Raw genomic sequence first — 26068 nt, forward strand, 5'->3', positions numbered from 1 at the left:
GTTAGCACTTATGAATATCTATCTAATTTTGAAGGCAACAAAAAAGCAATACCAACTTTTAATAGTTGATACTGCTTCTTTATAATTGCACACCTCTTTGTCATTTAACAAATCTTCTACCCTATAGAAGCAATCTCTAAACTAGGATAATAGTGTTCAATAATCTCCTTATAATCTTTCCCCATTTCTGCCATGCCGTTGGCGCCTTCTTGGCTCATGCCGACGCCGTGGCCGAAGCCGCCGCCGTAGAGGGTGAAACTGCCATCTTTATTGGTGTCTATAGCGAAGAAGGCGCTTGGGAGTAAACTCATGCTGCCTGAGGAGCTACCGTCACTTCTGATGACTTTGAGGGATTGATTGTTATTGCTGGCAAACAGTGATCTTATGAGGTATTCTGTGTTAACTTTAACTGTAGCGTTTTCGCCAGTGACTTGGAGGGCTAGGATATTGCCGCCTTCGCCTCTGCCTAGGACACTGAGTTTTTGAATAGTGCCGATGTTTTCGACAACCCGACTTTCCCATTCACCTGATTTATTTTTGACTTTCACGAGGTTTGGTGAGCTTTGGCTAATCTTAGCAATGGCTGGTTTCATAAGGGCTGTTATTTCTTTTGGTGTTAATGTCACTTTCCATCTAAACCATGGGGAATCTTCATCGTAAGCCTTTAAGTCTTTGGCGGTCATCTTAAAGAATTTCTGTGCGTTTTCTTCGATTTGCATATCTTTAACCACGTCTTTGCCTTCGTATTGTTTTTCTGAAACCAAATATTCTGGGGTGTAGCCTGGGAAACTTTCGCTAGCCCATACCTCACCGTAGTTCGCTGTATAACCACAAGAGGTGGAAAAGAATTTGCTGCTAATTGGCTGACCTTCTTGATTTTCTAACACTTGTCCTGCGGTGAGGGCCGCGGCTTTATAAGCTCTATCATCCAAGCCTGTATTATTATAAACTTGTGAGGCTGTGGTATCGTCAATTTGTGCCCCATAGTCTGTGAATTTATCTCCTTGCATGGCTGCATAGGCATAAGTTCTAGCAGCTATAGCTTGTACTTTCAAGGCTTCTATATCATAGGATGTTGGCATTTCACTTGGGATAACCCCTGCCACATAGTCTTCCATATTGACTTCATTAATTAAGATGAAATGGTCTCCTTCTTTTCTCACTTCTAAAGCCCCTTTATAAGTTGGATTCCCAGCTGTCTTTGTAATGGTATAAACGGTTAAACCACTTTTTTCATCCACAGGCTCGAAGCGAACTGTTTTTGCCCCATCTACCCATTTCATTTCACTATCTTTCCAATAAGTATCTGCTGCTAATTGACTTGTTTCTCCATTATAAGTGACTTTATAAGCTCCATTTCCTTTAAGCTTCACGCTAACTTGATGATATTCTCCTCCATCTGAAAGAAGGACGCGGACTGCTACATTGCTTCTTGCCAATTGCACTGGCTCATTTTTATCCTTATTACCTTTTTCTTTTTGTACGGATTGTTTCTCCCCACTAGCTACTTTGGAATCTGGCACTTTTTCATTGCCCACTTCTCCTACTCGTTGTTCAAAGGCAATGGCTGTATCTCCTGAAAGTGTCAGAGCTCCGCTCTTTCCTAAGTTAGATGCCTTAATGCCTTTATTGGCATAAGTTAAATGAATCTTATTGACTTCAACTGTAATATTTTTATCATCTACAACTTCTAGTGTACATGTTTTAATGACACTCTTCTCACTTAAGATACCTTCTACGTTTAATATTTCATTCCCCTGTACTAAGACACGTACTGTTTTTCCCTTTAAGGGCTCTAATATTAATCCTTCAAAATGATAAATTCCTCCAGCTGAAGCAAGTTGCCAAGCACTTAGTCCTACATTATCCGCTGGTGTAGCTAAAATCACAATGTCTCTTTCTTCTCCCTCTAATGTTTTTCCTGCACTTTCTAGTACTTTCTTATAAACTGCCATAAATTCATTAATGGAAATATCCTTTCCACGCTCAGCACTATTAACTCCTAAGTTCACTTCACTTTGATCTTTGAATATAGTTTTTAAAATCTCCTCAACTTGTCCATATGTAATAGGTGTTAGGGCATTTTCTAAACTTAAAGTATTAACCCCTAAATCATCTTCTAATACCTTATAATATTTCTCATACCATAAAGCACTTTTTCCTTCTGACAGTTTATCTTTTGCTAATGTTAAATCAATAATTTTGGCGGCATAAGCTTGTGTACAAGGGACTTCATAATCTATCATTTTTACTTCTTGTGTTTCTTTCTTTAATAAATGCATGTCCCCGCTTGGTAAAATAGCCTGTCCTACTACCACATACCAAAAGATAATTAATGCAGCTACACCTCCTATGGTCTGCCAAGATTTACGCTTCTTTTCTTTCTTCTCCTTGGCTCTTCGTTGCTGTCTTTTACCTAACTTAGGCTTTTCCTTTGATTCTATTCCTTCATTTAATAATCTATCTTGTCCAAATAACGTCCTTTCCTGCTTAATAGGCAGTTCAGGCTTTTTCTCTTCTTCCTTAATCTGCTTAATAAACATGTACATCCCTCCTCATAAGTACTCTCCTATATCCTATGCCTTCTATTCTTAAAACATGCTATGAAAATTTTTACCTCATCATACCGCTTCTTCTCTTACTATAATACTTATTTTACAAATTTTACCTATTATTCCATATAGCTTCATCCTAATTATAATACATTTTGATTAATTATTTAATTTTTTAGAAAATTAAAATATAATAAAATTATATTCTATCGAAAGGAGTCTATCTTATGCATACTACCATTATTTATGAAGCGCAAAATGATTCACCTTTATCTCAGTTTATTAATGAAGCTCTCGTTAACCATTTTACTTCTCCTGATTTTACTTTATTAGAAATTAATAAAGACCAGGTTCATACTTGTCTCGGTTGTTTTGGCTGTTGGCTTAAAACACCTGGTAAATGTGTGATTCAAAATGATCTTATCGACCAATCCACTCCAAGTTTTATTCAAAGCGACTATGTGATTCTTGTCTCTCATATTCGTTATGGCTCTTATAGTGCTGCTACCAAACGTGTTCTAGACCGTATGATTCCAAACATTTTACCGTTCTTTAGAATATACAAAAACGAAATGCATCATCAACTTCGCTATGAACACACTGCCAAACAAATCGTTATTGCTTATAATGAATCAATCCCACCTGAAGAGCAAGAAACTTTTCTAAAGCTTACTAAAGCAAATGCCACTAACTTTGGCCTAGATGACCCTATGGTCTTCTTTTGCACTCAGCCTCATGACATTGCCTTCATCTTAAATACGATTGAAAAACAAATCCAATAATGAAAGGAGCCTTTTAATGTCTCGTTCACTTTTCTTTATCAATGGCAGCCCACGTCCTGCTGAAAAGAGTTGTTCTCATAAAATGATTCAGTACTTCACCGAAAAACTTACAGCTACCTACACTTCTATTACTTGTGCTAATATAGACAAGCTCTATCATACCCATTGCTTTGAAGATCATTTCAAACAAGCTGTGCAAGCAGATACCCTTGTCATTATGTCTCCCCTTTATATTGATGATTTACCTTCTTGCGTTTTAGACTATCTTGAGCAGTTTGAATGCTATATCAAATCCCATCCTCATGAAATCACTCATCCTATTAGACTTTATGCCTTTATCAACTGTGGCTTCATGGGTGGCTATCAAAATACCATTGCGCTTGATGTGTTAAAGCATTTTTCAAATCACATAGGCTTTATTTGGTCTGGTGGCTTAGGTGTAGGTAGCGGCAGTCTCCTAGCTAGTTCTACCCCTCTAGAACATCCAATGCATGGCCCTATTATTAAAGGCGCCGAACTTTTAATTTCTGCCATCAAGGAGCAATCCCCTATTCCTACACCTGATAAAAAACTTCTGATTACTCCAGATCTTCCTTTTCCAGCTTTTATGGATAGTATTCACAAACTCTGGTACGATTCTTCTGACCTAACCGAGGACCAGTTTTATCACAAACCTTATGCAGAAGATTAATCATTAAATGAATCAAAGGTTAGACACAAAAAAGGTGCATCTAGTATGATACTAAATGCACCTTCTTAATTATTTATGTCTTTTTGCACAGTCTGGGCAAATTCCTTTGATTTGCAGATTATGTTCTGTAATCACAAATCCTGTTTCTTTACCTAGTATACGACTAAATGCTTCTAATGGACATTGTTCAATTGTAATATGCTTATGGCATTCTACACATTCTAATTCATGTTCGTGATGATGCTGTTTGAGCTGAAAGTACATTTTGCCCCCGGGCTCTCCCGCTTTGCTTACAGCACCTTTTTCACTTAAGGTACTAAGGGTTCTATAAACAGTTGAATAATTAATGGTGTCCTTATCTTCTACTTTTTCGTAAATTTCATCAGCTGTAAGTGGCTGTGTTGCCTCCTCTAAAATAGCCATGACAATTTTACGTTGCTTTGTTACTTTGATCCCTAAATGCACCAAAATATCTTCGTCCATTTTAACCCCCTCTTTTCACTAACTTAGATCACGAGTTGTATAAGCATCCCTGCTACTGTTCCTAATGCATATAAAAGGCCTACGATTTTTAAGTTTTCTTTTAAATCTTTATTCGCTTTAAATAAAACCACTAAACCGATACCTGCGCCTGTACTTAAGCCTGCGATTAATGCCCCAAAGCTTAAGCTGCCTGCTACATACATTTCTGTCAAAACAATAGATGCCGCACAGTTTGGAATAAGTCCAACTAATGCTGCAAGTGCTGGTTGCCATACACTATTCGTTAATAAGATTTTTCCTAATGTATCTTCGCCTATGAATTCAATTATACCATTAAGTACAAGGTTAATCACTAATATATACATAAAAACTTTGAAAGTATGTATAAGTGTACTCTTCCAAATGCTTTCTTTATGGCTACTGCAACAGTCATCATTGCATTGTGCATGTTTCACTGCACTTTCCATAACATCACTTTTTGCTTCAGCTTCTTTACGTCCAAAGATGAAGTCTAATGCTACACCAATGATAATAGCTAAAACAACTTTTAATGCAAGAACTAATCCTACTTGTTTTAACATGCCTGGATTAGCTAATAAAATAGGAATGGCTTCATCTGACGTAGAAATGAAGATGGCCATTAAAGTTCCTAAGCTTACTAAACGTTTACTATATAAATTCGCACCCACTACTGAGAAGCCACACTGTGGTAAACATCCGATCAAACTCCCAATAATAGGTCCTACGCCTTTTTTACCAATTAAATTGCTATAAACTGTATGATTATTTTTATTTTGCTCTAAGTAATTAATGAGTAAATAGACTAAGAATAAAAATGGTACAATTTTTAAACTGTCTAATACTGCATCCATTACTATATCTATTACAAGATCCATTGTTGCTGTTTTCCTCCCTTTGCAAATCATTTGCATCTGCATTCCATTATATACTTATTGCAAATGATTTGCAAGGGCATACAAGATATTTTTAAGCGGCGTTATCACATTTTTGAAGTAAGTTCATTTTTTCACTTGTAATATCCACATCATGATGAGTGCGAATAGCTTCTAAAAAATCTTCATTATAAGTGCCAATTTCAGCTAATAACGCTGCTCCCTCTTGGGCATGGGTATAATAGCATTTCACCATTTTTAGTTTTGTTAGCTTTCTTATTTTTCCCTTTGTCAGCTTATTTAACACAACAATGATACTTTTTTCTATAGGATTTAAAGGATATTTGATTTTACCAATATCATGAAGCAAAGCAATTCGGCTCAGCTCCCATCTTTCTTTTATATTGAAGACGCCACTTTCTGCGTCCATATTTCTTGCTACTCTTAAGCAATGTACTTGTTCATAAACCTTAAGCTTAAAAAATAACTCCTGCTCTTTCTCATTTAAAAGCCCCTTTACATAATCAGTGTCTTCTTTTGTCATCTTAGCTGTAATTGCTGATATAAATTGCTCCACACGATAATACATGCAACTCCCCCTAACCTCTTCTATGTATATAAAAAAGCACCAACTTTAGAAGTTGATGCTTTTAAAAGGATTCCCAAAATGCCGGTCCTGCAATTTTGACGCCCTAGACTAATCTAGGTGGGTGTCCTTCCTGCGCATTTTGCTTTCCGCTGCCCAAAGGGAATTAGCTTGCGGCCTAGCATAGCACGCATGGGAAATCAGACTCCCGTACACAATTTGTAGGTTCAAAATAACAGGTTGTCGTACACCCCAGGTTATCTCCTACGACGCAAGTATTTATTAACTTGCCGCTCTCTTAACTTGCTTTTATTATATCATTTTCTACTTTTTTTGCAAGCGTATTTTTAAACTTTTGTTTCCAATATATGTTACATCTTATGCAATTCGAAGTAAAAATGTGACTATTATATACAAATAAAATTAAATAAGCATATCTGGCTTTATTGTTTTTAACTATTTTTTCCCTTTACACGCTTAAGTCTAAAGAAATCTTCACGTTCTTTTTCTTCTAACGCTTCTTGAATATATTTGACTTGCTCTTTGTATTTAGGAATTTGGATGTGCTGCAAAGCATTGGTACGTTTTTGTGTTTTTTGAATTTCTTTTGCTAGTTTAAAGATACAGTTATCTATTTCGGCTAGCTCATACATCATATAACGCACTGTACGGAATTTCTCTGCTGCTGCATCCAAGACTAAAGTGCTATTGTGAAAACCATAGCTTGGGTTGATTTCTTTCTTATCATATTTGATAGTGGGAATATCTACGCCCATTACGCTTTTTAAGAGAATCTCAAATTCTTCATCCTTTGGAATACTCTTAGCTAGGTTTTCTACATTTTGAATCCCCATACTCACATTCACTTGTTGCAGATACTCATAGGCTTCTTGTATAGTGGTATAAATGCTGTCTTGTATGGTCTTGGCGCGTTCTACCAGGTTCATCATCTCTTTGATTAAAACATTTCTTTTCTTATCCAAAAGCTCGAAGCCTTTATTAGAAAGTTCTAATGAAGACTTGGCTTTAATCAGGTTGGATTTGGTTGGTGCAATAAGAACAGCCATAATTCATCAGTCCTTTTTCTCTTTATAGTGCCTTGCAATGAGTGCTGGATCTAAACGGTCTAATTCTGATTTTGGTAAGATGGATAAGATTTTCCAGCCAAGCTCTAATGTTTCAAACATGCTTCTATTTTCAGTAGCTCCTTGTGCTACGAAGTTTTCTTCAAAGGCGCGGCCAAATTGTAAGTAAAGCTTATCTACGTCTCCTAAGTCATCTTCTCCTATGATTTGTGCCAATGATCTAACGTCCTGTACATGGGAATAAGATGAGAAGATTTGGTTGGATAAGTCTGCATGGTCCGCTCTTGTATAGCCTTCACCGATACCATCTTTCATCAGACGCGAAAGAGATGGGAGGACATCAATTGGTGGATAAATCCCCTTTTGATTAAGTTCACGGTTTAAAACGATTTGTCCCTCTGTAATGAAACCGGTAAGGTCAGGAATTGGGTGAGTAATATCATCATTTGGCATGGTTAAAATCGGAATCAGTGTAATAGATCCTTCTTTGCCTTCTAGCATGCCTGCACGTTCATAAATAGTAGATAAGTCACTATAGAGATATCCTGGATAACCTTTACGAGAAGGTACTTCCCCTCTTGTTGAAGACATTTCACGTAAGGCTTCTGAATAACTGGTCATATCTGTAAGTACAACGAGGACATGCATATTTTGCTCAAAAGCTAAGTATTCTGCTGCAGTTAAGGCGCAACGAGGGGTAGAGATTCTCTCTGTAATCGGGTCATCCGCTAAGTTCAGATACATGACAACATGATCGAGAACCCCTGCTGCTTCGAAGCTTCTGGTGAAATAAGCGGCATCATCATGTCGCACACCCATTGCCCCAAATACTACAGCGAAGTTATCTGCATTAGCCCCTTCGATTTTGGCTTGTTTAACGATTTGTACAGCTAATTCATTGTGGGCAATACCATTTCCAGAGAAGATTGGTAGCTTCTGTCCACGAATGAGTGTCATCAGTGCATCAATAGCTGAAATACCTGTTTGAATAAAGTTTCTAGGATAACGGCGGGCTACTGGATTGATTGGCCTACCATTTACATTGTACTTATCTTTTGAAATGATTTGATAAGCCCCATCTACTGGCTCTCCAATCCCATTGAAACAGCGTCCTAATATTTCTTTTGAAAGTGGCAGTTTAAGAGGTTCCCCTGTGAATTTAACAGCCGCATTATTGGTAGAAATCCCTGCAGTACCTTCGAAAACTTGAACAACTACGCTTTTGCCATCTACCTTAATAACCTTTCCTTTTCGCATTTCACCATTATTTAATTTGATATTAACAATTTCATCATAGGCTACACCCTCAATATTGGAAAGAACAATGAGGGGTCCTTCTACTTTATCAAGTTTTAAGTATTCTTTTCTCATTTTTCGCTTCCTTCCTTTATTGATATTTTTCCATGAGTGCTTTATAGTCATTAACAATCTTGGTGCGTAAATCATCCAGCATTTCAATGTTGTCATTTGGTACATCATATTTCATCTTAATAACATCTTCAAAAACAGGCTCCTTACGAATCGTGGAAATAGGAATACCCATCTTCACGCATTTTAGAGCATTTTCATATAAATCATCTATAACATGTAACATCTTATATTGTTTCTCTAAAGATACATATGTATCATTTTGATGAAGGGCATTTTGCTGTAAGAAACCTTTTTTAATGGTTCTTGCAATCTCAAGTACAAGACACTGATCATTAGGTAATACATCTTCACCAACTAATTGTACAATTTCATTGAGCTTCTCTTCTTCTTGTAAGAGTCTCACCATCTTACCACGAAGGGCCAACATATCTGGTGCTACATTTTCCCTGTACCACTCACTAAGGAGTGCTACGTAACTACTATAACTTGTGAGGTAGTTAATAGATGGATAGTGTCTTGCATAAGCTAATTTCTTATCTAGTGCTAAGAAAGCACTTACGAAACGTTTCGTATTTTCCGTAACGGGTTCTGAGAAGTCTCCGCCGGCTGGTGAAACGGCTCCAATGATTGTAACAGAAGCTTCATCTCCACCTAATGTATGCACGCAGCCTGCTCTTTCATAAAACTGTGCTAGTCTAGATGGTAAATACGCTGGATACCCTTCTTCTGCTGGCATTTCTTCCAGTCTTCCTGAGATTTCACGTAAGCTTCCGCCCATCTAGAGGTAGAGTCTGCCATGATGCTACATCATAGCCCATATCTCTAAAGTACTCAGCCATAGTGATACCTGTATAAATGCTAGCTTCACGAGCAGCAACTGGCATATTAGATGTATTGGCAATAAGGATTGTTCGCTCCATCAAAGGTCTATTCGTACGTGGGTCAATGAGAGCTGGGAACTCTTCAAGTACGTTCGTCATCTCATTACCACGTTCTCCACATCCAATGTAAACGATAATATCCGCATCACTCCATTTCGCCAGTTGATGCTGGGTAACCGTTTTACCTGTTCCGAATCCACCTGGAAGTCCTACTGTTCCTCCTTTTGCAATAGGGAAGAAAGTATCGATAACACGTTGTCCTGTGACAAGTGGTTTATAAATAGGGATACGTTCAGAAATAGGACGAGGCTTTCTAACTGGCCATTTTTGGACAAGGGTTAAATTCACCCTTGCCCCACTTGGCGTTTCAATAACGGCTACCGTATCATTGATACGATACTTGCCATTTGGTTTCACTTCTACAATGTCTCCTTTGATATAAGGAGGTACTAAAAGCTTATGCAATATACTTTGGGTTTCTTGAACCTGACCATAAGCAAAGCCGCCAGCTAAGAAGTCTCCTTCTTTCACGAGCATTTCAACTTCCCATTCTTTGTCTTCATCTAAGCTTAAAAGGCCGATGCCTTCTGGAATGAAGTCAGCGGAAAGGGCTTGAATCTTTTTAAGTGGTCTTTGAATCCCATCAAACATATTACTGAGCATCCCAGGCCCTAATGTTAATGAAAGCGGTGCCCCTGTAGAGATGATTTGTTCGCCGGCTTTAAGTCCTTCTGTTTCTTCATATACTTGTACTGTGGCAATGTCTCCATCTAATGAAACGACTTCCCCGATAAGCTGTCTATCTCCTACCGTTACCATTTCATTAACCTTAAAGTTTGCCATGCCACTTCCTTTGACAACAGGTCCATTAATGAGTTGTACGATTCCACAATTATTCATCACCTTCACCCACCTCTCCTAATGCACCTGTTACGATTTCCACAATACGATCTTTGGATTCTTCAATGACACTTCTCATACTCATATCAATTTTCATATTAAGGGTAGGGTCCGCTATAATAAGTCCGCCAATAATATCACTTTCTGCTTCTTCAAATTGTAATTGTTCCTTTTGAACCCCTATTTTAATAAGTTCTTCTTCTATAAAGCCTCTATATTTTGTTATATCTTTCTGTTGCATATAAATCACAAGCGGATTGGTATAATCTCTAAGTTCGTCTAACTGATCCACTGTATGTCTTAAATACGTTTCATAAACAGGCTTATCTACGAATTTTCTTGCCCTATCTATTAACGCTTCTATGAAACGTACAACTACTTTTTCTGTAGTAAGCATTATTTCTTTTTTGCTGCTCATCTTTCCTTTACTAATCAGCTCAATCTTCTTAGCTTCTGCCCTTTTTCTTGCATTATCAATGATGTCTGCTACCTGTCTGTCAATCTTGTATTTACTCTCAGCAATCTTCCCCTCATACTCTTTTTCAAGTTCCATCGTTTTTTGGCTGACTTCTTCTTTAAGTTCTTGACTTAAGAGCTTTGAAAATAAGGTTAATTTCTGTTCGATTGTAACCATATACATTCACCTCTATCTGCTCTATATACGGATGCCCACAGACTCCCTGATATAATTTGTAATTACATCAGTCCCTCTTGTTGTCCCATGTCTATCCGGAATTTCTATAATTAATGGTTTCTTATTTTTAATTTTATAGTCTATCACTTCGTCCTGCACCATGTCTACTATTTTTTCTGTGAGTAAGATAATCCCTATATCAGGTTCTTGGTAGCTGCTTTGAAGGTTTCTAATACTTCTTCTCGCTCATGCAGAATGACTCCATCAATGCCGGCAAGCCTCATTCCTACCCAAGTATCATGGTTATCACTTAATAAAAATGACTTCATAGCTGCTCCCTTCTTCCTCTATTAGATGAAAAGAATAAGAATAGAAATAATCATACCGTAAATAGCGATACCTTCAGCCATACCTACGAAAATTAATGTTTTACCTAAGATTGTAGAATCCTCTGATACAGCGCCGATAGCTGAAGCACCAACTGAACCTACAGCGCGTCCTGTACCCATTGTTGCAAGACCAGTACTAAGTGCTGCTGCTACATATTTTAAACCATCACCAAAAGAAAGTGCTGCTCCAGTAGCTTCTGCTGCAGTTTCTGCTGCCATCAAATTCCCTGTACCACAAACGATAAAGCCTACCACCATTGCACTAAATAAGCCTACTGAAGTAAGCATCATATTTCTTATATTCCCTGTTTTCTTTTGAGACTTTGTTAACTTCACACCATAAAGAATTGTTCCAATTGCTACTACTGTGGCTAATAAAATTGTTAATTGCATCATTTTATTTCATCCTCTCTGATTTCTTAAATGTATTCTTTTATTTTTTACTTTTCTTCTATTTTAAGTGGAGCATAAGCAATGCCGTCTCCACCGAAATATTTACTAAACATTTCATAATACTGAAGTCTTAAACCTTGGATAAATACAACTAAGCCCTCAAGGGTTAAAATTAGGACATTTCCTAAAATAATAATTAAAATTTTAGCCCATAGATAAGGTACAAGTCCTGCCATTACTGAGAAGGCTAAGAAAAGTCCTGCATGGTTCAGTGCGAAGGCACCTACACGGATGAAAGAAATAGAATTACTCAGTGTAGATAATAAAGTTTCAAAGCCTTCAAAACCACTTTCTACAAAGTACGCACTTCTCTCCCCTTTTATAAGTGGCTTTTCTCCTTCTACTAAGTGGGCAAGTGGCTCCTTAAGTACCATCATTGCCATCATTAAAATCATTACCATTATAGGGACAATCACAGATACAGCAATAGCTTTCACAATGCATAAAGCTGTGCAAATAAAGCCCATAAAGAATAAATAACCAGCTACACCATTCTTACCAAATAAAGCCCCTTCAATATCCCTTCTTCTTAGGCAATTAATAATGCCAATGCCGAAAGATACTGTGAGTACTGCCACACCAAAGGCTACGCCAGCAAGTAAGATTGGCATAATATTGGTGGTATTCAGTGGGCCCCCATGTACTAAAGCAATATCTTTAATCACAGGAATATCCTCTAAACCAAATATACTACCATAAACTAAACCAAATACCATAGAAGTACCGCCTAATCGCTTAAGTACCCCAGCTGGTACTGGCATTTTATTAGCAAGTAAAACACCTACTAAGAAATAGACGCCCCCTTGTCCTACGTCCCCAAACATAATGCCAAACATAAGACAAAATGTAATTGCCAAAAACGGCGTCGGATCAATTTCATTGTAAGTTGGTAAACCATATAACTTCACAATCATTTCAAAAGGTTTAAAGAACCAGTTATTGCGAAGCTCTGTAGGTGGCATCATCTGCTGACCGAGTTCCTTTGGATTTTTTTGCAGCATCACATATTTATCTGTAATACTGGCAATGCGTTCTTCTAAGTAGTCATAATCTCTTTCTCTAATCCAAGCACTTAAAACAAATACATTATTTCCTCTAAAGATTTGTTCTTTTAAAGTGCAGATTTTAATTTCTAATTGAGTTCTTGTATAAACCTTATCTAAGATTTCAATAGCCTCATCTTTATTTTCTATGATATCTTTTTCAAGACGTTCAATTTGTTTAATTAAGACACTCACTTTAGATGCTATGTCTGTTCTAGTTTTACTGACATCACCTTTTAGCTCGATTTTAATATCTAGCTTACTCCAATTTAAAGATTTAAGGATACGCTGGGTCTCATCATTAAACTCTGATAAATAAAAGATAATATATATATCTTCACTAGATGCCTCAATTTCCCCAATCTCAAATATTAAAGCACTGATATTCTCATAGTTTTTTCGAATATGTACACGATTGTCTCTTGAAAGTGTCCCTATCTCATATTTAAAGTAACTCAGCTTATTAAGCTCACTAAAATCAATATTCTCAGTAATATAACTCAGTTTTTGATCTAGTGCCTTAAGCTCCTTAAGTTTCTCCCTTTTTTCATTAATCGCCTCAAGACTAGGTCCTATTTTCTCTTGAAGCATTTTTAAATCACTGATAGCCTGCTCTTTGGTATAAGCCTTAATCCCCGCCTTAGCAACTCTTATTTGAAGTCCTAGATCATTACTCATTTTATCCACTTGGCTCATTATTTCACTAAGTTTACTTTGGATTTCTGAATAATTCTCCTCCTTCCTGATGACTGTGCCACTAGGCATCATGGCTTCATATTCATGCATAATGTAACTATTATCATATGCATCACTATGTTCTAAATTTAGGTGAACATTTTCACAAAGAACAAGCTCTTGTAGTATTGCATTTTCTTCCTCTAGCGAACCGACTAGATTTAAGAGTTTCATCTTTTCAATAGCCATGTGTAGCTTCCTCCGCTCATTATAAGGTATGAACTAAATACTTACTTAGCTCAATTTCTGGCAAAGTATATCTTATGCCTTCTGTTAATGATGTTAAATCCTTGATTTCTACCTCTAATGCGTAAATATATGCAAGAGTTTGTGCAATATCTTCTCCCTGCTTTGGATAGCGCATCACATAGTCGTAAAGATATTTATCAATATTACGATCTAAGAATTCATCTGATGACTGTCCAAATAAGGGATAAGATATATACTTTTCTGCTTGTTTCTTAAGTTCCTCTAGATTTTTACTATAAGAAAGTGTCTTCAACTTCTGATAAGTTAAACGATTGCTATAAGGCAAACTGTAAATTAACATTTCCTCTGGACTAATGGCATAATACTTAGTTGCTCTAAAAATCCATTGAATATTAATAAGGTCTGCTTTAGTACCTATCATTTTCTTCGCCACATCTTGATCTGGTGCTTCTAACTGATTAGCTTTCTCCATAAGTGTTTTATACAGTAATATATACAGTTTCATTTCCATATGAAATTCTCTTTTATGTACATCTTCTTGCACCATTGTTTTGAGCACATCATAGTAACTTGTACCTTTTAAGTTTTCTATGAATTGAGCCACATTTTTGCTACTTATAAGCTTTTGGTAATGACACTGTGCATAATGCTCAGAGTGTATAAATGACTTTTCAATTCCTTCTTTGCCCTCATCCCTAGCAATAACACGTAATATGAGCTGTAAATCATTAATTTCATACTCCATTAAAAAGGTCTTAAAAAATTCTTTATAACTTCCTGAATAATAATGTAATATAGATTCAAGTTGATTTGCCATATAACGTTGAAGTAAGATTTCTAAATCCCCACGACGAAATTCTTCTAGCTTATACTTTGAAAAAGCTTCATTATAACCTTCTCTTTTCTTTAGAAACTCTATCATTTGAGGCACTGTTTTAAACTCCGCTGCTCTCTCCCACTCTTTATCCGAAAGAAAAGTACGGCGTTTCGCACTAAGTTTCGTGTTAATGGCCCGATAGGATGCGAAAGGTTCATATTATCCCTCCACTCCAAAAAGTTCATTAAAAGTATTTCTAAGTAAGGCTTCTTCAATTTGTAAGTAATGATTTTCAACAACTAATGCAATCTTCCTGCACTTTTCTTCCTCCAAACTGTGCTGTTGTGCACCACTGCTTACGATTTGTTCATACAATTCATCTGCCCTTTTATAAGCGTTTGTAAGGATTTCATCCTTATAATCACTTATTTCTTTCTCATACTGCTCCCTCTTAAGTCTTAGATTTTCTTCGTTTAATTTTTTGGTGTTGAGCGCTACAGAATCAATTTGGACAATTTGTTTAATAATATCTTCCATAACAATACCTCTTTTCCTCTCATTATAAACTCTATCAGTTTACACACTCATTCTATCACTATTCTTCCAAAAATTAAATATTTTTTATAAATACAGTATTTTATCTTTATTTTATTTATTTTTCCTCCCCATGCGTTTTCCACACAACTATATACTATTCATATTCCTGTCTATTTGTTACCACTTTATTTTTTAATTTAGTCTTCATACAAAAAAAAGGCCATAGCATTATGCTCAATGTCATTAAGAATAAGGTTTTTTGCAATTATGGCTTCTAAATCAGGTGCTGTTGCTTTTCCATGATAGAATAACCTACACATATGTACTGCAACTGAGAAATTAGCTTTAAATGATAAACCACACTATAAAGTGTTTGCATTTTTAAAGCCGATTTTGCATTGCGACCACCCATACCAGTATAATCATCTGCAACTTGATTTGGTAATGAAATAGTTATTGCATCTAAAAGTTTCACATCTGAAAAATAGTTGAGTAATAATGATTGATGATTTTCTAAAGCATTCACATAGAATAAAGAAAAAGCTTGTTTCAATAGTTCTTGTAAAAAAGGTATACATTCATTGAGTCTTTTAGAAATAGCTTGTTTACTTAAGGATACACCATTTTGAATAACAGCACATTTTTCAGCAATCACTTCTTCGGTGATATTCTGTTAACGCTTATGATATCTGGATTTAAAAAACTAAAAAAAGAAACAACACACGCTTTTATCTAAGCATTGTGTGTTGTTTCTTTTTTACGAAGCTATTAAAAGCTTCTCTTAATTTTGCTCTCTCATTACCATAGACAATGAGCTTTGCATAATTATAGCTATCTACTTCTTTTGTAAAAGTAATATCATAAATCGTACGATTATTTTTTTCTTTTATTTTAAGAGCTTCCACTTCACCTTCTCCTATAGTATAACCATAGAAAAGCACAGTGCTTTCTTCTTCATCAAGTAAAATAGATGTAAAACTATTCACTATTGTAAAGCCAATTACTAATAATGTAATGATAATGCTATTTACATTAAGTGATTTACCACCAATTAAGCTGCACCATTAATACCAATAGCAACGATACTACAAATAATCGCCACAGTTGTAAAGAAGTCTTTTTTAATAGTAAAGAACTTTAATAATGTACCATGTTCTTTTTTAAATTGAGCGGCTTTTTGCATGTTAATACATCTAAGCACAAGGACTAATACATAAATTAGGGCAATTAAATAATAAGACCATTTAATGTCCATTTTTCCACTTCCCTTCTTATTTTTCTACTTATAAACTCGTAAAAACAAGATTATAATCAGCTCCTACTCTCTATTAAAAAATAACTGCTCATACGAGCAGCTATCTTCCACAACATTGTTTGTATTTTTTACCACTTCCACATGGACATGGTTCGTTACGGCCAATTTTTTTAGCTTTAACGATTGTTTTACTTTGGTTGTATGATCTTTTAACTTCAGCTCTCTCTTCTGCTGTTAATAATGTTTCCCATTGTGGTAAACCATAAAGCCATTCAGCTTTAGCGTCTAACATGTTCCAGTATAATTTTTTAAGGTCGAATTCAAGTCTTACTACGCTTTCACCTGTGAAATCTGTTAAGTCATATTCACCGTTTACTAAGCTTGTATTGATACCATCTACGAATCCTAAGAATTCTACTTCATTCATATTGAAACGTTTACCAAGCTCAGCAATTGTACCTTCTACTACTTCTTCTGTATTTGAAAGTAAGTAGTTGTATACATCTCTTTCTCTACCTAAGTAATTTTCTACTACTTTTTTGTATTCTTCTACTGATCTGTCTTTAGCTTCTTCGCCATAGTTGTTCCAAAGTTCAAATAATGTCATTTGTATTCTCCTTTTCTGACTATAAGTACATGCCTTATCAAAAACTCTAGCTTTTGTATAAGTGCCGACAAATCGCCATAACACCCCTGGTATTATATTATATGTGGCAAAAGTACTTCTCTCATTAATATTTTAGAAAGACACCTATATGCTTCTAATATTTATTTAGCATATACATTATACATTACTTCTGCCACTTTTACTACTCCCTATTTTACATCTTATCCAAAAATCACATCCATTTAAGCAAGATGTAAAAATAAATCATTTTAAACTAAAAAATTTCTAACCATTTGTGGCATTTCACTTACTTCGCAAACATTTTTGTGTTTGATTTCGCGGTTTGCAATACCATCCATTGCTTTTGGCATATAACCATTTTCAAGTTTTTTCATTTCTTCTAATAATGTAAAGTCATCAATGCCTTCATATTTATCTGAAACTGCTGTCATAACACTGCTTGTGAATTTGTATGGGCTAGCTGTAGATACGATTACTGTAGGCGTTTCATCTTTTGTATCTGCTACATATTTTTCATATACACTATAAGCTACTGCTGTATGTGTATCCATGAGATATCCTTCTTCATCATATACTTTTTTGATTACTTCTTTAGTCATAGCATCATCTGCATATCCACCATAGAAGTCTGCCATGTTTTTGCGCATTTCATCTGTTACGCTGTAAACACCTTTTTCTTTGAGTTCTTTCATCAGTTCACATACTTTTTCTGTATTTTCTCCACTTACATGGTAAAGTAAACGTTCAAGGTTACTAGAAATTAAAATATCCATAGATGGTGAACTTGTTAAGTGGAATTCACGATTTCTATCATATGTTCCTGTTTCTAAGAAATCGAATAATACTTTATTTGTATTAGAAGCACATACTAATTTTTTAATAGGAAGTCCCATGTTTTTAGCATAGTATGCTGCCAAGATATTTCCAAAGTTACCTGTTGGTACAACAACGTTCATTTCTTTTCCAAGTTCTAATTTGCCTGCTTTAACCATTTTAGCATAAGCTGCAAAATAGTAAGCTACTTGTGGTACAAGTCTTCCGATATTGATAGAGTTTGCAGAAGAGAATTTGTAATTTTTATCTGCAAGTTCTTTTTTAAAATCTACATCCCCAAAGATTTCTTTTACACCTGTTTGACAATCGTCAAAGTTTCCTTTTACACCTACAACAAATGTATTATCCCCTACAGTAGTTACCATTTGTTGCTTTTGGATATCGCTTACACCATCTTCTGGGAAGAATACGATAATTTTTGTTCCTTCTACACCGCTGAATCCTTCAAGTGCAGCTTTTCCTGTATCCCCTGATGTAGCTGTTAAAATAACAATATCATCTTTTTCGTTATTGTATTTTTTACTTACTAACATGAAGTAAGGTAAGATTGAAAGTGCCATATCTTTAAACGCAATTGTTGGACCATGGAAAAGTTCTAAGAAATTTGCATGCTTTATAGAAGCAAGTGGTACTATTTCATCGCTATCAAATTTTACATCATATGCATGTGTTGTACAATATCTAAGATCTTCTTCTTTCATATCTTCAAAGAATAATCTGATTATACGATAAGCGATTTCTTGATAATTCCAATCAAGCATCTCTTTTAATTTAAAGTCCATTGTTGGTAAAGTTTTAGGAACGAATAATCCTCCATCTTCTGAAATACCTTGTAAAATTGCTTTTGTTGCTGTGATTTCTTCAAGTTGTTTGCGTGTACTAGTGTAAAACATGTAAATCTCCCTTCTAATATATCCATTTTTATGTTTAAGGAACAGCTGATTTTATAGCTTCCTTGTTACTATATATAGAGATTATAACATTTTAATAATAAATTGCAAAATATTATTAAATAAAATTCATAATATTAAATTTTGCAAAAACAGTTATTATGTATTTTTTATCCTTCTTTGTAACATATATTCCAAAGTTTTCATACCTTATACTAAGAGAAAACAATGCGGACCTACCGCTTCTCTATATGAATTAGTGCATTTATAACTTAGGAGGTATTTATATGGGATATCAACATGACTTAGCTTGTCTTGTAAATCAAAAAACTATTATTCACTCTGATGGCTGTTGTTATTGTGTTATCGTTGTTCAAATTTGCCCTTGCTATTTAAGAGCTATCGAACTTGGCTGTGGAAATATTAGATACTTTAATTTCGATCGTATTGACTATATCGAAGAATGCTTACCTCAATGCTAATCGTTCTTAGGATAATATTTTATTCAAAATAAGGAGGACTTAATATGAGTTGTTGTAAAAATAACGGAGCGTTCTTAACACGTTCTTTTGATAATGATTGCTGCGAACGTCGTGGTGGATGCAATGGTATTTCTTGCCCAAATATCAATAATAACGACTATAACTGTGCAAATAGCCTTAGAGAAGTTGCTTGCAGACTTACCAATCAAAGAGTTATGATCTACACACATAGTTGCAGAATGTGTGTTGTAATCGTTAGTATAGGTGACTGCTTCATTAAAACTGTTAACCCATGTACACACAAAATCGTATACTTTAACTTAAACCGCATCAACAATATCGAAGACGTATTACCACGTTGCTACTATTAATATTCAAAATAACAAGAAAGGTGTTGCAATCTCATTGCAACACCTTTCTATATTACCTTCTATCTATAAATAAATTCATTACTCTCATTATCAAACAAACTACTTTCACTTCTCTCCCCTAAGTGTTAGCCAAATAGCAACTAGGGTGTCTAGAGAGAAGAGGGAGTACTGTCCTTTAGCTACACCTCCCAATATCTATTTGCTAACCCCCTCCAACTTCTTCTTAATACGTTGCAATGCATTATCAATGGCTTTAGGGGGTTTATCCATTTGCTTTGCTATTTCATGATAGTTTTTACCACTAATATAGAGTTTAAGTACTTTTAATTCCATTTCACTTAAAGCCTTTGAAATATACTCATTAAGTACTTGTAAATCTTCTTGATGAATGACTTCATCTTCTGGTGAATATTCTTCTTTACTTTTTAAAACATCCATCAATGTTACGCCTTCATCTTCATCTTCTCCTGGCTTAACAGGTAAATTCAGAGAAATACTTGTATTAAGAGGCATATGTTTTTGTCTTGTAACGGTCTTAAATGCAGTGCTTAATTGTCTCGTAACACATAAAGTAGCAAAAGATTTAAAACTTGCCTCTCGATCTGGATTATAATCATTAATGGCTTTAAATAAACCTATCATACCTTCTTGTATTAAATCTTCTTTATCTGCACCTATACAATAGTTTGCTTTAATTTTATGACGTACAAATTGTTTATAACGTTGTACTAAAATCTCTATGGCTTGTTTATCATTTAATCTATAGGCATCTATCAAATTTTCATCTGTCATTTGTTCTAATTCTTGTAAACTATAATTTGTTTCTACTACAGGCATGTCATCCTCCTCTTATTCATTAGTACCGATAACGATTATTAATATATACTACTTAGAGTATACAATATACACTCTAAAAAGAGAAGTCCTAAATCCCGTGCCCTCTGTAAAATCAGCTTTCTTCTATTTAAAATCAACTTTAATATCTCCCATACCACCATCTACACTGATTTTATAATTTGCACCATTGTCTTCTTTGTAGTCCGCCATATTAGCAGCTTTCATACCACCTACTACAATTTTTCCAAAGCCACCATCAATATCATAATTATAATCTGTCTTTTTACCCACTAACTTAAGTTCTACATTTCCCATGCCATTATCTACATTGATATCACCTAGTATAGTACCATCTATTTTAGCATTTCCCATACCTAACTGCGCTGTAAATTCATTTGTATCAATATTTACTACATCTATATCTCCCATACCACTATTCACATTAATTTCTGTAGCTTTAATATCTATTAATGTATTTCTACCCATACCTGTGGCTATATCAATTAAATCAATATTTTTATCTTGTGGTACATATATCGTTATTTCATTCTTTGCACTTTTTACTTCCTTATCATTTTTCTGTACACATTTTAATACTTTATTATTCACCCCATATGTCATTTTATCATTTGAATAATAATGTATCTGCACCTTATAGGCATCACCTGTTTTAATTGTAACATCCATCATATCTAAGTTTAAGTCAATTTTATTAAATTCATCTACTACTGTATCCACATCTATATACTTACCATTTACTGTAGCATCGGCATCATTCATAGTAACTGTATTTCCTACTCCCAATCGATTGCTACTATACTTCTTAAATGCTGCACCTATTACACATATACTTAAAATAATAATAATAACCCATACTGTTGTTTGATTATTTCTTAGCGTACTATATTTGATATCTTCTTTAATATTCGCTTTAATGCCCCCTTCTGCTGAAATTTGTTTAGCTACTTGTTCTGGTGATCCCAATTCTTTGACCACACGTCCTTCATTTTCTTCCCCAGCTTCATCAAAGTATTCTTCATAATATCTAATTGCTGCATTGACTTCTTCCTCTGGCATCTGTGTAAGACTCTCACGAAGTCTTTGTAAAAACTCCCACTTATTCATCCTTACTACCTCCTAATACATAATCTACTCTCTCTTTATATGTTTTCCATTCTTCTATTTGCTGGCTGACTCTAGCTTCCCCAATTGGTGTAATACGATAATATCTTCTATTTCTCCCTTGATACGGCTCATCAAAAGTCTCTAAGTAGCCTTCTTTTTGTAATCTTCTAAGCACTGGATATAATGTAGATTCCGAAACATCTATTGCTTCTCTTACTTCTTGAGTTAGCCTATAACCATATGTTGCTTCTCCCCTTAAAACAGCTAACACACATGCTTCTAATAAACTCCCGCCTATTTGAAATGCCATATATTTTCCTCCAGTCTTTTAATATTATTATGCCTAGTCTTTAGATTCGTTTACTTTGATACCATACTATTTTGCTTTTTATATTATATGGCGTATAATATTATCAGTCAACATATATTGTTTAAATTTTCATAATTTTAAATCTATCCCACAAAAAAGACAACGATTAATCCTATTCAATAATTAATCGTTGTCTTTTAAATTTATTCCTATTTCTTTCTTCGATAATAATCCACGACTACTCCCATCATCATCGTTATACTGCCCAAAAGTATTGTAAAGTCTATTCCAGTAATACCACCTGTTTTAGGTAATGTTTCCTCATTATTTAAAATATCCTTACGCTCTACCAGACTTTCTACTGCTTGATTCTTCCTATTATCATTTAAATCATCAGTCACTTGAAGATTATTTCGCTCTACATCAGAATCTTTATAATTCTTTTGATCCTCTGGCACTGATTTTATAGGCTTTTGGTATGAATTAGGATTTGTAGGTTCCTGATCCTTTTTTATTACCTCAACTGGTATGGGATAAGTTTTACCGCCATCATTGTTTTCATATTCCTTATCACCATTTACGTCTGGGCTTGGATTTACACTTGGTAGCTCTTTCTTATTTATAAATTCTAGTTGAACTATTTGCGTACTATCTAATTTAATCATCTCTACTTTGTCATTTAACTTATAGCCTTCAGGTGCTTTGCTCTCATATAGCTTATAAGTTTTACCTAAGGTTAAACCATTAAATATAGCTTTTCCTGTATCATCGGTTTCTACTGTCATACTACATATGCCATCATTTAATTTAAATTCTGCCCCTTTAAGTGGCATGAGATTCTCTTCATCTAATTTCATAATTTCAATTGTACCTGTTGGTAATTCTACTCTTCCCCAACTCCTTGAGAATTGTGTCTTAACTTCAATTTCTTTAGAATCCATCTTCCAGCTTTCTTCTTTTATTCCTTCAATAGTAGCTTTATTAGTATATTGTTTAGCCGGTTGATCTGCTGTAACTATAACCTGAAATTTGATTAAATAACATGCTGTAATATCGCCTAATGCGAAACTTATCGTATGATTCGTCTTATTATAATTAATCTGTTCTTCTGCTAAAATAATTTTCTGTTTATCTAAGCCTTCTACATCCTCTATTGTTAGTCCTTTAATCTCCTTAGTTAGTGCAGTTACTCTAAATACTTCTATACTTTCCGTCTTAGGCATCAGCTCTTCACTTAAGCAATCTTTTACTATAATACTCTTAAGGCTCACTTGATTAGGGTTCACAAGTAAATACCATTCTAATGGCATATTAGTATCTACTTGCTTACCAGCTTTTAATACAAAGTCATTATTTATTTCTTTTTCTATTACCACTGGCTTAACATCTTCAAAAATAGAAGGACTATTTATACTCACCGTATTGTGAAGCACTACTTTTTTATTTGGAATAAATACATTTGCCTTATCCACCTTAGTCTTCAAAACGATTGTATAAGTCGTATGAATATTACCTAGGTTATAAGTTATTTCTCCTTCTTTTACCTGTGGCACTAGAGTCGGCATTGCATTTCCTGCTCCTTCAATTTCTTCCAGACTCTTAGCTGAATAGTCACCCTCCACTACTTTTCCTTCTACATATTGCTGCCCTTCTTCTAATGTATCATTTATAATGACATTCTCCATAGCTATCCTATTATGATTCACTACAATAAGCCATGTCATTTCTCCTGTTTGACTATTGTAATCTCCTATATGTTTACTCAACACCTGTCCTGTTACCTTTATACTGGCCGTTTTTTCTGGTGATGTATATAACACATCATTTATATCTGTATAAACTACCTTTACATGGTTAATATAATCTTTCCCTTGTTCAAAGTTATTGGCATATACGGATTTTTCCATAACTATAGTACCAAATTGCAACGTATAATACTGATCAAAAAACTTATCTGACTGACTATATATGTTACATATAATCTGTTGATTTACTTGGTCATAACTATAAGCTGCCATTATATCCCCATCAGCTGAAATTGCTTTTCCTTCAGTATTAATCACTTGATCATTGACTTTAACAGTAGTTTCATTTAACTTAACACCCTCTGGCAATGTATCTTGGATACATATTTGTTTAACTGAATTATTATAGCGGTTTGCTACAACCTGCCATATAATCTCATGACTACTTGTATTATATCCTTGAGCCCTTTTAGTTACATCACTTATTCTAATGCCTGCTCCCTTATAGTCATAAAATACCCTTTCACCAGTTCCTGCGCCTGCACCTTTACCTATTCCTGCCAGATTATAATATTCCCCTTTATTAATGCTGTCTTGGACGCTATCTGTAATCCGTGTCGTGTAAGTTAATTTATAAACTTTATGGGCATTGTCAAATATGAGGGATTCTTTAAATTGATACTTTATGCCTCCTTTATAGTGAAAGCTTTTCTTTTCCCCTTGTTTCCAATACGCCTTATTCCCTTCTTCAGTTATATAACTTATAGTACCTATATCACTCATTTCATCAATTGGTATATCATTTATCTTAATACTTCTTTTTTCTAGTTCCAAACCTACTGGAAAATAATCACTTAAAAGATACCCACTCATGTCCTGCTGATTACTATTTACTGTAACTGTCCAGTCAATCTTTCTAATCGTAACTCCGTCTTTAAGTTCCTCCCAATATTGGCTTGATTTAGAAATCCAGTTAACTTCTATCTCTACCCAGTCTTTTGCATCATGCTCTGTAAGCTTACTACCTTCCTTGTCTCTTAATGAAGCTATGTTTGAAATATTAACCTTCGAATGATCTACTTCATATATCTCATTTTTAATCCCAGTAATCATTACAAAATCACATTCCATTTTTGCTGCCAACTCAGGAATATGAATCGTTATGGTCTCCTCATTATGTTCTATGTTCGTTTCATAATCTATATAAGCTGCTCCATCTTTTCTAAAGCTTTAAAAATTAACTGCTCATTTGAAAATGTATCTTTAATAACAACATCCTTTAGTGTTTTACTGCCGGCACTTACATGAATACACCATCTTATTTCACCTTGAACTTCATCAATCTTATCATGGGTTTTAGTAATCGTTGGTGGTATTTCCTGTTCTTGGCTTTGCTTCGTTTCACCAGTGAAATTGACATCTAACCCTTTTTCCACTTCCCCCATCTTAAAGTTTATCCTTCTCTTTCCTTCTTCTCCTGGTATCTTCTTTGCATTAATATTTACCCCTATAGCAAATCCTAAAATAGCACGTTCATAGTCTTTTAGTACTTCATTAAATGTTATAACGCCTACACCAGAAGGTGTGGTAAAACTACATTTACCAACTTGCTTAACGCCTATATCTGGTATATTCACCATCAAAGGAATCTCTTCATTATGTATCAGCTTTAATTCTTCCGGTAACGTCACTTCTATAGCTGAAGTTGTACTGAGCCTTTTACATTGTGTCAGTTTAAGTTTATAAAGTACTTCCTTAGTTTCCCCATTATAAATAGGCTGCCAGGTATCTACCTCTTCTCCATCAACAATTTCAGCCAAACAAATCTCTGTAAATTCTACCTTCATACCTCCTACTAAAATTTCCTGAGGTGTTTCAGCCTTTAAACGTATGCCTGATAGAAGTCCTATTACCATAGCCAAAACAACTACATATACCCACCTCAATTTATAATGAGGCTTGGCATCACTTCTCATATAGCTCCCCCCATTCTACTTTTTATTTGGCTTTCTATAACTAATATATTAACATGACATAGGTTTTATCACTCCAAACCATGCACAAAAATAAGAGGCTATTGCAAAGATTTATTTATTCTGCAATAACCTCTTACACTATTTATAAGATTTCCTTCTATAACCTAATAAGCCACCACTAATTAATAATGCACCACCTAATAAAATAATCAATCTAATTGTTTCATTATTTTGTCCTAAATCTGGAAGTGCTTCTAATTCAGCTAATACAGCCTTACTATTTGGCTCTTGCCTATTCATATCATCTCCGCTTACTGCGGTTGGCCTTTTCTCAGTCATATTAGCATCTTCATTACTTACAGCCTCTTTATTCATCTTATCATTATTTCCAAGCTCAGCAGTTAGTTTTGCTTGCTCTTCTAATTGAGTCTCTTCTTCTGATAGCTTAGCCGCTTCATTGTCTGTCACTGGTGTTAAACTCGCTTCTGGACTTGAGCTTGGACTTGAGCTTGGGCTTGGACTTGGGCTTGGACTTGGACTTGGACTTGAGCTTGGACTTGGGCTTGGGCTTGG

General features: G+C 34.9%; 26 protein-coding genes, 1 other RNA gene and 2 pseudogenes. 4 read left to right on the top strand and 25 right to left on the bottom strand.

The genetic code is table 11. From position 1 onward, the window contains the following. Window positions 1-116: 116 nt before the first annotated feature. Window positions 117-2543, bottom strand: coding sequence for a SpoIID/LytB domain-containing protein (locus tag JCM14822_RS14125; RefSeq protein ID WP_054743007.1), 2427 nt, complete (start codon window positions 2541-2543; stop codon window positions 117-119). Window positions 2544-2779: 236 nt separating this feature from the next. Here JCM14822_RS14125 and JCM14822_RS14130 point away from each other — a divergent pair, with 236 nt between their 5' ends. Beyond that, window positions 2780-3334, top strand: a complete 555-nt coding sequence (locus tag JCM14822_RS14130) for a flavodoxin family protein (protein ID WP_054743008.1) — start codon at window positions 2780-2782, stop codon at window positions 3332-3334. 16 nt (window positions 3335-3350) lie between these two features. Continuing rightward, the gene (locus JCM14822_RS14135) at window positions 3351-4025 is read left to right on the top strand and encodes an NAD(P)H-dependent oxidoreductase (protein WP_054743009.1); all 675 of its coding nucleotides are present in this window, start codon (window positions 3351-3353) and stop codon (window positions 4023-4025) included. Window positions 4026-4094: 69 nt separating this feature from the next. Here the strand turns inward: JCM14822_RS14135 and JCM14822_RS14140 are convergent, their stop codons facing one another. The 18 genes and pseudogenes from JCM14822_RS14140 to thrC all read right to left on the bottom strand — a co-directional run bounded on the left by JCM14822_RS14140 (window position 4095) and on the right by thrC (window position 18652). Then, window positions 4095-4508, bottom strand: coding sequence for a Fur family transcriptional regulator (locus JCM14822_RS14140; protein WP_054743010.1), 414 nt, complete (start codon window positions 4506-4508; stop codon window positions 4095-4097). Window positions 4509-4531: 23 nt separating this feature from the next. Continuing rightward, a complete protein-coding gene (locus tag JCM14822_RS14145) occupies window positions 4532-5404 on the bottom strand; it encodes a putative manganese transporter (protein WP_054743011.1) in 873 nt (290 codons plus the stop codon). 91 nt (window positions 5405-5495) lie between these two features. Beyond that, the gene (locus JCM14822_RS14150; RefSeq protein ID WP_054743012.1) at window positions 5496-5990 is read right to left on the bottom strand and encodes an HD domain-containing protein; all 495 of its coding nucleotides are present in this window, start codon (window positions 5988-5990) and stop codon (window positions 5496-5498) included. A 66-nt stretch (window positions 5991-6056) separates the two neighbouring features. Next, window positions 6057-6249: non-coding RNA, 6S RNA (gene ssrS / locus JCM14822_RS19480), on the bottom strand. 190 nt (window positions 6250-6439) lie between these two features. Continuing rightward, the gene (locus JCM14822_RS14155) at window positions 6440-7054 is read right to left on the bottom strand and encodes a V-type ATP synthase subunit D (protein WP_054743013.1); all 615 of its coding nucleotides are present in this window, start codon (window positions 7052-7054) and stop codon (window positions 6440-6442) included. Window positions 7055-7060: 6 nt separating this feature from the next. Beyond that, the gene (locus tag JCM14822_RS14160) at window positions 7061-8443 is read right to left on the bottom strand and encodes a V-type ATP synthase subunit B (RefSeq protein WP_054743014.1); all 1383 of its coding nucleotides are present in this window, start codon (window positions 8441-8443) and stop codon (window positions 7061-7063) included. Window positions 8444-8459: 16 nt separating this feature from the next. Next, window positions 8460-10224, bottom strand: a pseudogene (locus JCM14822_RS24595) (V-type ATP synthase subunit A). Then, window positions 10217-10858: a V-type ATP synthase subunit E gene (locus JCM14822_RS14170; RefSeq protein ID WP_054743015.1), complete on the bottom strand. Its 642-nt coding sequence runs from the start codon at window positions 10856-10858 to the stop codon at window positions 10217-10219. The pseudogene JCM14822_RS24595 and the gene JCM14822_RS14170 overlap by 8 nt, the downstream one beginning before the upstream one ends. 21 nt (window positions 10859-10879) lie before the next feature. Continuing rightward, a pseudogene (locus tag JCM14822_RS14175) lies at window positions 10880-11187 on the bottom strand (V-type ATP synthase subunit F). Between the two features lie 21 nt (window positions 11188-11208). Beyond that, window positions 11209-11643: an ATP synthase subunit C gene (locus tag JCM14822_RS14180; RefSeq protein ID WP_054743016.1), complete on the bottom strand. Its 435-nt coding sequence runs from the start codon at window positions 11641-11643 to the stop codon at window positions 11209-11211. Window positions 11644-11687: 44 nt separating this feature from the next. Further along, complete coding sequence (locus tag JCM14822_RS14185) at window positions 11688-13667, bottom strand: V-type ATP synthase subunit I (RefSeq protein WP_054743017.1); 1980 nt, start codon at window positions 13665-13667, stop codon at window positions 11688-11690. A 19-nt stretch (window positions 13668-13686) separates the two neighbouring features. Further along, window positions 13687-14697, bottom strand: coding sequence for a V-type ATPase subunit (locus tag JCM14822_RS14190; protein WP_083461476.1), 1011 nt, complete (start codon window positions 14695-14697; stop codon window positions 13687-13689). Between the two features lie 27 nt (window positions 14698-14724). Continuing rightward, window positions 14725-15042, bottom strand: coding sequence for a hypothetical protein (locus JCM14822_RS14195; RefSeq protein ID WP_054743019.1), 318 nt, complete (start codon window positions 15040-15042; stop codon window positions 14725-14727). A gap of 274 nt (window positions 15043-15316) precedes the next feature. Next, the gene (locus JCM14822_RS14200) at window positions 15317-15697 is read right to left on the bottom strand and encodes a hypothetical protein (protein WP_054743020.1); all 381 of its coding nucleotides are present in this window, start codon (window positions 15695-15697) and stop codon (window positions 15317-15319) included. 73 nt (window positions 15698-15770) lie between these two features. Next, window positions 15771-16028, bottom strand: coding sequence for a hypothetical protein (locus JCM14822_RS14205; RefSeq protein ID WP_054743021.1), 258 nt, complete (start codon window positions 16026-16028; stop codon window positions 15771-15773). A gap of 65 nt (window positions 16029-16093) precedes the next feature. Further along, window positions 16094-16297 (bottom strand): hypothetical protein, encoded by a 204-nt coding sequence (locus tag JCM14822_RS14210; RefSeq protein ID WP_054743022.1) that lies wholly within the window; start codon window positions 16295-16297, stop codon window positions 16094-16096. A 100-nt stretch (window positions 16298-16397) separates the two neighbouring features. Continuing rightward, window positions 16398-16904, bottom strand: a complete 507-nt coding sequence (locus JCM14822_RS14215; protein WP_054743023.1) for an SEC-C metal-binding domain-containing protein — start codon at window positions 16902-16904, stop codon at window positions 16398-16400. A gap of 269 nt (window positions 16905-17173) precedes the next feature. Next, the gene (thrC, locus tag JCM14822_RS14220) at window positions 17174-18652 is read right to left on the bottom strand and encodes a threonine synthase (RefSeq protein WP_157047786.1); all 1479 of its coding nucleotides are present in this window, start codon (window positions 18650-18652) and stop codon (window positions 17174-17176) included. A gap of 284 nt (window positions 18653-18936) precedes the next feature. Between thrC and JCM14822_RS14225 the strand changes: the two genes are divergently transcribed. Both JCM14822_RS14225 and JCM14822_RS14230 read left to right on the top strand, forming a co-directional pair. Then, a complete protein-coding gene (locus JCM14822_RS14225; protein ID WP_054743025.1) occupies window positions 18937-19131 on the top strand; it encodes a hypothetical protein in 195 nt (64 codons plus the stop codon). A 44-nt stretch (window positions 19132-19175) separates the two neighbouring features. Beyond that, window positions 19176-19502: a hypothetical protein gene (locus JCM14822_RS14230; protein ID WP_054743026.1), complete on the top strand. Its 327-nt coding sequence runs from the start codon at window positions 19176-19178 to the stop codon at window positions 19500-19502. Window positions 19503-19697: 195 nt separating this feature from the next. Here the strand turns inward: JCM14822_RS14230 and sigH are convergent, their stop codons facing one another. From sigH to JCM14822_RS21180, 6 genes are all read right to left on the bottom strand, one after another. Beyond that, the gene (sigH, locus tag JCM14822_RS14235) at window positions 19698-20339 is read right to left on the bottom strand and encodes an RNA polymerase sporulation sigma factor SigH (protein ID WP_054743027.1); all 642 of its coding nucleotides are present in this window, start codon (window positions 20337-20339) and stop codon (window positions 19698-19700) included. Window positions 20340-20462: 123 nt separating this feature from the next. Beyond that, window positions 20463-21464, bottom strand: a complete 1002-nt coding sequence (locus JCM14822_RS14240; RefSeq protein ID WP_054743028.1) for an HAAS signaling domain-containing protein — start codon at window positions 21462-21464, stop codon at window positions 20463-20465. Beyond that, window positions 21457-21774, bottom strand: coding sequence for a PadR family transcriptional regulator (locus tag JCM14822_RS14245; protein ID WP_054743029.1), 318 nt, complete (start codon window positions 21772-21774; stop codon window positions 21457-21459). Before JCM14822_RS14245 ends, JCM14822_RS14240 begins: the two co-directional genes overlap by 8 nt. Before the next feature lie 209 nt (window positions 21775-21983). Then, window positions 21984-24650, bottom strand: coding sequence for a collagen binding domain-containing protein (locus JCM14822_RS14250; RefSeq protein ID WP_157047787.1), 2667 nt, complete (start codon window positions 24648-24650; stop codon window positions 21984-21986). 68 nt (window positions 24651-24718) lie between these two features. Further along, window positions 24719-25495, bottom strand: coding sequence for a hypothetical protein (locus JCM14822_RS14255; protein ID WP_054743031.1), 777 nt, complete (start codon window positions 25493-25495; stop codon window positions 24719-24721). Between the two features lie 138 nt (window positions 25496-25633). After that, on the bottom strand, window positions 25634-26068 hold a 435-nt coding region (locus JCM14822_RS21180), incomplete at its 5' end, for a hypothetical protein (protein ID WP_177326919.1).

The sequence above is a fragment of the Cellulosilyticum ruminicola JCM 14822 genome, from assembly GCF_001311925.1.
GTDB lineage: Bacteria > Bacillota > Clostridia > Lachnospirales > Cellulosilyticaceae > Cellulosilyticum > Cellulosilyticum ruminicola.